General features: G+C 35.5%; 5 protein-coding genes. 1 reads left to right on the top strand and 4 read right to left on the bottom strand.

What is annotated here, in order from left to right; all coding sequences use genetic code 11:
• Positions 1 to 68: 68 nt before the first annotated feature.
• Positions 69 to 1,841, bottom strand: a complete 1,773-nt coding sequence (locus tag ASE40_RS05880) for a MutS-related protein (protein WP_057116039.1) — start codon at positions 1,839 to 1,841, stop codon at positions 69 to 71.
• Positions 1,842 to 1,902: 61 nt separating this feature from the next.
• The gene (locus ASE40_RS05875) at positions 1,903 to 2,736 is read right to left on the bottom strand and encodes a universal stress protein (protein WP_057116038.1); all 834 of its coding nucleotides are present in this window, start codon (positions 2,734 to 2,736) and stop codon (positions 1,903 to 1,905) included.
• Positions 2,737 to 2,905: 169 nt separating this feature from the next.
• Here ASE40_RS05875 and mnmE point away from each other — a divergent pair, with 169 nt between their 5' ends.
• Positions 2,906 to 4,306, top strand: a complete 1,401-nt coding sequence (gene mnmE / locus ASE40_RS05870) for a tRNA uridine-5-carboxymethylaminomethyl(34) synthesis GTPase MnmE (RefSeq protein ID WP_057116037.1) — start codon at positions 2,906 to 2,908, stop codon at positions 4,304 to 4,306.
• Between the two features lie 141 nt (positions 4,307 to 4,447).
• Here the strand turns inward: mnmE and ASE40_RS05865 are convergent, their stop codons facing one another.
• Together ASE40_RS05865 and ASE40_RS05860 are read right to left on the bottom strand one after the other, a co-directional pair.
• Positions 4,448 to 5,941: a hypothetical protein gene (locus ASE40_RS05865; RefSeq protein WP_057116036.1), complete on the bottom strand. Its 1,494-nt coding sequence runs from the start codon at positions 5,939 to 5,941 to the stop codon at positions 4,448 to 4,450.
• Positions 5,942 to 5,993: 52 nt separating this feature from the next.
• A complete protein-coding gene (locus ASE40_RS05860; RefSeq protein ID WP_057116035.1) occupies positions 5,994 to 7,787 on the bottom strand; it encodes a T9SS type A sorting domain-containing protein in 1,794 nt (597 codons plus the stop codon).
• Positions 7,788 to 8,127 lie beyond the last annotated feature (340 nt).

Below are 8,127 nucleotides of genomic sequence, written 5' to 3'. Positions count from 1 at the left end.
CACCATTAACAATTCACCATTAACAATTCACCATTAACAATTCACCATTAACAATTCACCATTCACAATTAAATAACCCCCATCTTCTGCATTAAAAAAGTAGCGCTTTTATTTTTACAGATACCGTTTCTAAGTTTATAATCGAAATGCAGTTCGTTATTTTGAATTTCGACTTCAAAGCATTGATTGGTTAAAATTTCAGGATATTCGTTTGTTGTTAAGCAGACTTCTATGTCATGTGTAGCGATTGCGCCAACGGCTTTTTTAGAAATTATTTTCTTTACGACTTCAATTGTTCCGTTTCTTTTGTCATCCGAATTTGTTCCTCTTAAAATCTCATCTAATAGAACAAAAGCTGGCTGATTTTCAAGAGCATCCATGATCTGTTTTAAACGTTTAATTTCAGCAAAAAAGTACGATTCGCTGTCTGATAAAGAATCAGATAATCGCATTGAAACTAATACTGGAAGTGGATGTATTTTAGCTTCTGAGGCACAAACAACTGAGCCAATTCCGCCAAGCACCATATTAATTCCTAAGCTTCTTAAAAAGGTACTTTTTCCCGACATATTAGAACCAGTCAAAATCACGAAAGAAAGCGGGTGAAAATTAGTGTCATTTCCAATTCGTGTAGCAGGATTTAATAACGGATGACTTAGATTTTTGAATTCAATTTTGTATTCAGAATTAATTTCAGGGAAAACAAAATCAGAGTTGTTGTAAGCTAAATTGGCAAGACTGTTTAAAGCTTCCATTTCGCCAATTATAGAAATCCAATTATCGATTTCAGAAGCGTAATTTTCTTTCCATTTTAAAAGTGCTCTTAAAACATGAAGGTTGAACAAGAATGTTCCGTTAAAAAGAATCGCAGTAACAAAATTACTGATCGTATCCATTCTTGAAAATAGTTCTGAAAGCTGTTTCAAATGCTGGCTTGCTTTGGCATTTTTATAAACTAGCTGTTCTTGTAAGCGGATTAATTTTTTAGATTGAAAAGATTCTTTTTCGATTTTTTCCAACAATAAACTATACTGTTTGATGATTTTATCAATATTATCTGCCTTTGCTATTTCTCCCTGAATCCTTTTTAATGACCTTCCTAAAACAATTAAATTGGCAATAAAAATGTAAGTCAGGTATGAAAGTAAAATAGTTTTTGAAGTGATAAAATAGGCTGCTAAAACTCCAAAAAATAATGTTGGCAGGATAATTGAAAGTGCAATTAAAACTTTAGGTAAAGTATTATTTTTAAAAGAAATCCAATGTTTTATCGCTTCATAAGATGCTTTTGAATCTTCGCTAATAATTGCTAAAGCCTGAAACTCTTGTCTCCAGTCTACTTTGTTTTTTAGTTCGTTAACAGCTTCTTGGTTTTGTAAAATTGCAGCTTCAGGAAGAGTATGAAGCAATAGATCGGCAAGTGTTTTTTTTCCGATATATGATGCCGTTCTGTTTAGGTTTTGAAACAAAGAATGTTCTCCAAAAATATCTAAATCATATGCATACGGATGATGAAAATCGATAAATTCAGCACCATTTTCAAAAGGTGTTTTTTCTCTTTGTAAAAAAGAAATTTCGTTTTGATTGATTTTAAGCAGTGTTTCTGCGAATAGTTTTTGAAAAGTCAAACGAGAATGTATTCTCATTAAAATGATAAAACCAGCAAAAGACAGAACAGCTAAAATCACATAAAGTATTTCGTTTGTTTTGATGTAGTAAAACATAAAAAACAATAAAAGAAAAATACTAAATAACCTCAAAAGGCTTATGCTGTTATATTTTTTGTTGGTTTTATTATATAGGTCTGAATACGTGCTGACTTTGTCCTGATATGCTTTCATTAGAATAATTTACTGAAATACAAATATAGCTTTTAAGTGACAAAATCATCAGATATTAGAATTAATCTTCGTGCATAACTAATACAGGAATTGGTACTTCTTTTGATATTTTTTTACTAAAACTTGAATCGAAAAGACTTTCAAAGAAAGATCTTTTATGTGTGATAGTGGTTAAGATATCAATGTCTTTGTAAAGAATAAAATCTATAATTGTTTCTTTAACCTCATCACTTGGCAATACTAAAAATTCAACATTGTCATTGGCAAATTCGTTTTCCCATTCTTTTATAGTTGTATCTGCCACGTCTGAATTGGAAGTTTTTACATATAAACTTTTCACTTTAGCATCTGTTTTCTTCGCTATTTTCAAGATTTTTTTAAGTTCTTTTTTATCTTTTTCACGGTAGCGAGTGGTAAAACCAATAGTTTTTATTTTTTTGAATTTTGCCTCAACTGGAACGCACAATACAGGAACCTCAACTCCCGAAATTACTGATTCGGTATTAGATCCAGTAAAAAATTTAGTCCAATCAGAAACGCTGTTTGTTCCCATTATTACAAAATCTACGTTGTCTTCTTTAACCGCATTTTTAAGGTTGTATATAAGATCGCCGTCCATTAAACGGTGTCTGATCACAATATCATCTAATTTACGTTCGGCAGCGATAGCTCTTAATTTTGGAATTTCATCTTTGAACATTTCAAATTTGGCTAACTCGATCGAACTATATATAGAAGCGTAATTCTCTGGAAAAAATTGGCTGTCGTAAACTGGAATCTCAAATGTATGAAGCAAGATTAATTCGGCTTTTACAATTTTAGCAAATTCTAAAGCATGGACAAATGCATTTGTTGCAGCATCAGAGAAATCGGTAGGGAATAGTATCTTTTTCATTTTATTAGGATTATGGTTTGTCTCTCAAATTTACTCATTCTCGGAGTAAAACAACCTGATAATTATCAGTATTTTAACACTTAATGATTTGTTAATAATTCTTAATTTGGTGATTTGAGGCTGAATTACAAATTAAGATAAATTCTGCCTTTTTTTATACCTTTGCAGCATGATAAATCAAGATTCTATAGTTGCTTTGGCTACACCTTCTGGAGCTGGTGCTATCGCCATAATTCGAATTTCGGGAGCTGAGGCTATTACGATAGGTGATTCAGTTTTTAAATCAATTAAAAATAAAGATTTAACCAAACAAAAAACACATACACTGCATTTAGGACATATTGTAGACGGAAGTAAAACGCTAGATGAAGTTTTAGTTTCGGTATTTAAAGGTCCGAATTCCTATACAGGAGAAGATACAATTGAGATTTCTTGTCACGGCTCAACTTATATTCAACAGCAGATTATTCAGTTATTACTTCGAAATGGCTGTAGAATGGCCGATGCAGGGGAGTTTACACTTCGTGCTTTTTTAAACGGAAAACTAGATTTGTCACAAGCAGAAGCAGTTGCCGATTTAATTTCTTCTGATAATGAAGCTTCTCACCAAATTGCCATGCAGCAAATGCGCGGGGGATTTAGTAATGAAATTGCAAAACTTCGTGAAGAACTTTTGAATTTTGCTTCCTTAATTGAATTAGAATTAGACTTCGCTGAAGAAGATGTGGAGTTTGCTGATAGAACACAGTTTCATGAACTATTAAACCGAATTGAATTTGTTTTAAAACGCTTAATTGATTCATTTGCAGTTGGGAACGTAATTAAAAACGGAATACCAGTTGCTATTGTCGGCGAGCCAAATGTTGGAAAATCGACTTTATTGAATGCTTTACTGAATGAAGAAAGAGCGATTGTTTCGGACATTGCAGGAACAACTCGTGACACAATTGAAGATGAATTGGTAATTGGCGGTATCGGATTTAGATTTATTGATACTGCTGGAATACGCGACACAAAAGATGTTGTAGAAAGCATCGGAATCAAAAAAACTTTCGAGAAAATAGAGCAGGCTCAGGTGGTAATTTATTTGTTTGATGGATTAAAATTCCAAACTTCAAGTTCTGATTTTGTTTCAGAAATTGAACAAATCAAGAATAAATATCCATTAAAACCTTTGCTTATTGTAGTTAATAAAAAAGATATTTTATCTGAAGAAGAAGTTCAAAACATTAAAACTAAACTTGAAAATCTAAATGCAAAACTTCTTTTAATTTCAGCTAAAGAAAAAATTGGGGTAGAGGATTTAAAGAATGAATTACTTTCTTTTGTAAATACAGGAGCACTTCGAAATAACGAAACAATTGTTACTAATACAAGGCATTATGATTCGTTATTAAAAGCGTTAGATGAGATTCAAAAAGTAAAATTCGGATTAGAATCTGGTCTTTCAAGCGATCTTATGGCGCTTGATATTCGTGAAGCTTTATATCAATTCGGGCTGATTACAGGTCAAGTTTCAAATGATGAATTACTGGGGAATATCTTTGCTAACTTTTGCATCGGTAAGTAGACAGTCAGGAAAGTGAAACCCCATCATGGGAAGCAGCAAATAAAATATAGTTGAGATAAATCTATTATCAATTCTTACTGATTAAAAATGCCTCATTTATAAAATGAGGCATTATTTTATAATGGTATGTTTATCAAATTTTTATCTGGCTGTTAAGTTTAGAGAGACAACCGAAATATTACCGGTTCCGTCATAACGCTCTCCAAAAATTTCAATATAATCGTCTTTTTTCAACTGAATGGTGCCCATGATTGGCAGGGCAAGAATACCCGAAGCCGAGGTGAAAAATCCAGATGCAGGCCTCCCGTAAACCTTAGTGTCAGTTAGCACTGTACCATTTTTAGCCAGATAAAGGACCAAGGTCATATCTGAAGCAGTTCCTTGGTAGGAAACAGATGCAGCGACTTGGAAGTATCTGGGTTTATTGCCTTTGTAAACGATTCTGTTATTCCCATCCTTGGTAAAACGAAACAGATTATTAGAAGTCGTAGTACCGGCGATTTTTACTTTTGCTCCGTTGGTGGTAAATGTTGTAGTGGCTCCTGTCCCTATGGCGGCGACAAGATTGATATCTCCAGTAGCATCACTGTCGCCTTCTCTTGGAATTCCTGGTGAATCTACAGTCCATGCAGTGCTGAAATTATAACCCGGATAAGTTGCCGCTGGTGCATAACCCAGTACATATGTACCAGCTGTACCGGAAAAAACGGTACCCAGTAAAATACCCGTTCCAACTGCGAGAGTTGAACTGCTGACGTCTAGTGCTGTATCTCCTGTAGAAGTGGTGCTGAAACCGCTGTTTTTTTGGATGAGCCCGAAGCTGTCAGTAAAAGTTTCAAAAACACCATTATTGGAACTTAGCCATGCCTGGCTGTTAAGCAGTAAGTTGCCGATATTGTAATATCTAATACCGTTGGCATTATTTATAAACTGTACAATGTTACCAAAAACCAAGCCCAGTCCGCCTATATTTCCGACACTTCCTGTCATTCCGTCTACAATTACATTTTGAATTAAGAATGAGGATGAAGTGGCTATTCCAGGTCCGTTTATTTCGAAGGCTTTTATTCCTCTTAAGGTAAGAAAGCGTATGCTGCCGCCAGTAGCCCCTTGAAAAATAACTGGTGCTGTTGAGGAAATAATATCCTCATTGGCATCTTGACCCGTAATGTAAGCGTTATTAATGTCAATTGGAAGATCAAAATTTACTTGCCCGTTTATTTCATATAAAGTATTGGTATTCATTAGGTATTTCGAACCGCCTCCAGCAGCCTTTTCAGAGGCCAAAACTGTTGCCAGAACATCTGTGGATTTTATGCGTTTAAAATTCAATCTGCCGCTTGAAGTACTGTTAAGCGGATTCCATGTGGCAGTGCCGGTTGAATAATAATAAAAAAGTTTTAAAGTTGTGTCGTATACCAATAAACCATCAGTAGGCGCTGCAATTGCATTTCGCTGCGTGGTAGTCATTCTCGGAGCTAGAAGTCCCTGAGTAGTAGATGTAATGTCCAATATCGAACTGGGATCGGGTGAAGTAGTTCCAATCCCTATTTGTGCTGTTGCCACAGATGCAATTAGAATGCAGCAAAGCAGCAACATATTTTTATAAGATTGAAGTGTAGATTTTCTTGCCATAATGTGGTATATTAAGTTAAGTAGGAAAGGTTTATAGTTTGTAGTTAAAAAATTATTTTCTAGAGGTGGAGATAACGATTTTTTGGGTTATTTTTTGACCATCTTTAGTTAAAAACACCACGATGTAAACACCATCACTCAAGCCGCTGGTTGAAAAATGGTAGTCTTGTTGAGTTGTCAAATTTTTTTGAAAGCTCACTGTTTTGCCTGCTATATCATAAAGGGTATAAGACTGCAGTGGTAAATGATTTGGATTTGACGCTCTTAAAATACCTTTTGCATTATCCTGAAAAATAAAAAAGTTTTTCATGTCTTCCGCTGGATCAACGCCTAGAGTCTGAGCAGTAAAAGTGATTTTAAAACGCTCTGTGTAAGTTCCAGCTGTTACCGAGGCGAGATATGGTGCAGTTTTAAGATCATGATAAGAATCATCTGCCGCATCATAAAGGTAAACAGGTTGTGCAGCGTCAAAATTGACAATTTCGGGAATGTAAAATTTAAAGGTAGAATTGACAGCTGCCTTAACAATTAAAGAAATTCTTTTTGACGTATCAAAATTGATACCTTGGATTATGTAGCCGGCGTCCTGAAGCCAGAAGGCTACATCATTCGGAAGATTTGCGGTCATATTTATGGCATCGATTCCAATATCGACTTGGTCAGTTGCTTCCTGCGTAAAAGCAAGTGCAAGCTGACGTGTAAATTGATCATTAATTATGGCATTTAGTTTAAAGTGAGAAATTGCAGAAGGAAGTTCTTCCTGAGTTTCTTCCAGTTGCGCAGCGTGTTTTTCAAATTGTGATCCACCAGCGGCTTCTTTCATGAAAATACGATGAGAATTTTTAAAAGTGGCGGTTCCATTTGCAGTACCATTAAGTAAAAATCCTTGTCCGACAGGCGCATACCTTCGAATAATTGGAGTTCCTGTTCCTGACGCGGGTGCACCAGTATTTAAAGACCCATCTTGGTTGTAGGAATTAAAAGCAGGAGGTGTATAGATGCCGTTTGAAGTGAGGTTTACTGGTGCATATGCTCCATAACCGCCGCGATAATCACTTAGATAATGAGAATTTACGGATTTATCCTGTTCCCAGAAATAGGCAATACCTCCAGTAATTGTGGCATTGGTACCATCTAATAAAAAAGCATTTAGATGAAGTGCTGACGGATAAGGATTTCCCGTTAAAGTTGCAGCGCCAGCTCCCAGTGTAACTGTAATATTTCCATTATTTGGTCTTCCTCTAAAATCATAGCGTTGCGCACTTCCTGGATTGTTTGCTGTTCCCATTTGTGCAGGATCTACAGGATCTGTGCCGCTGGTTCCTTTCATAGTAAAACCTTGACCTGGTAGAAGATCGGAGGCACCTCCCACAAATACCCATTGTGAATAATTGTTAGCATTGACCAGTTTGTAGATCCATGACGAAGCAATTGACAAAGGATTAGAAGTACCATTATAATTTCCTGCCGGCAGTATAACGGCAGCGATAGAGAGCGTTGGACCAGTAGGACGGCTGAGCATAGTTATGCCAAAATTTGAATTGCCAGCGGCTCCCGAGGGATTTCCGACTGGAGAGCACCAGTAGTTGTAGTCAAAATTGTCACCTGTCCCTTCCTGAAAAACAGACAAAGTCCCGAGACCAGAATTGGCGAAGCTCCCACTTGAACCTTGAAGAAGCTGTGCTTGATTCCGCAAGTACAAATTTGAATTCGCCGACAGATTTATATCCTGTCCTACATATAGGATTTCATTTTTCACATACATACCAGTATTGGAACTAAAGTAAATCTGACCAATTGATTTCGCTGTTGTAAAAACTAATAACAGTAATAAAGTTTTTTTCATAATTTTATTAATAATGCAATAACGTGATATGATCTTTGGAACTCCAAAAGTCTGTAGATCTTAGTGATTTTGAATTATAATTTATTTCTGTTGCTTATTACATATGCGCCTAGCACAACACCGGCAAACAACAAAATATTGGCTCCCTGATTGATTGGTAATACAGGTTCTTCATCGGGAAGACCTGGAGGAGGTGGGCCGCCGTTTTGGGAAAAGCCGTTAGAACATAGCGAAAAAAATAGGACGGAGTAAATTTTGTAGTTTCTAAGTTTCATAATTGATTGGGGGGCTAAATCAAAAAAAAACAGGATATAAATTGAAAATGTACATCTCTTTGAGA

Source organism: Flavobacterium sp. Root935, from assembly GCF_001429295.1.
Taxonomy (GTDB): domain Bacteria; phylum Bacteroidota; class Bacteroidia; order Flavobacteriales; family Flavobacteriaceae; genus Flavobacterium.
Note: the sequence above shows the minus strand (reverse complement) of the source record. Positions and strands in the feature narration are given on the sequence as shown.

Bases quoted from the DNA above. Each gene is read 5' to 3' on its own strand.
- ASE40_RS05865 (WP_057116036.1), bottom strand. From the start codon at position 5,941: ATGGCAAGAAAATCTACACTTCAATCTTATAAAAATATGTTGCTGCTT.
- ASE40_RS05860 (WP_057116035.1), bottom strand. From the start codon at position 7,787: ATGAAAAAAACTTTATTACTGTTATTAGTTTTTACAACAGCGAAATCA.
- ASE40_RS05875 (WP_057116038.1), bottom strand. From the start codon at position 2,736: ATGAAAAAGATACTATTCCCTACCGATTTCTCTGATGCTGCAACAAAT.
- ASE40_RS05880 (WP_057116039.1), bottom strand. From the start codon at position 1,841: ATGAAAGCATATCAGGACAAAGTCAGCACGTATTCAGACCTATATAAT.
- mnmE (WP_057116037.1), top strand. From the start codon at position 2,906: ATGATAAATCAAGATTCTATAGTTGCTTTGGCTACACCTTCTGGAGCT.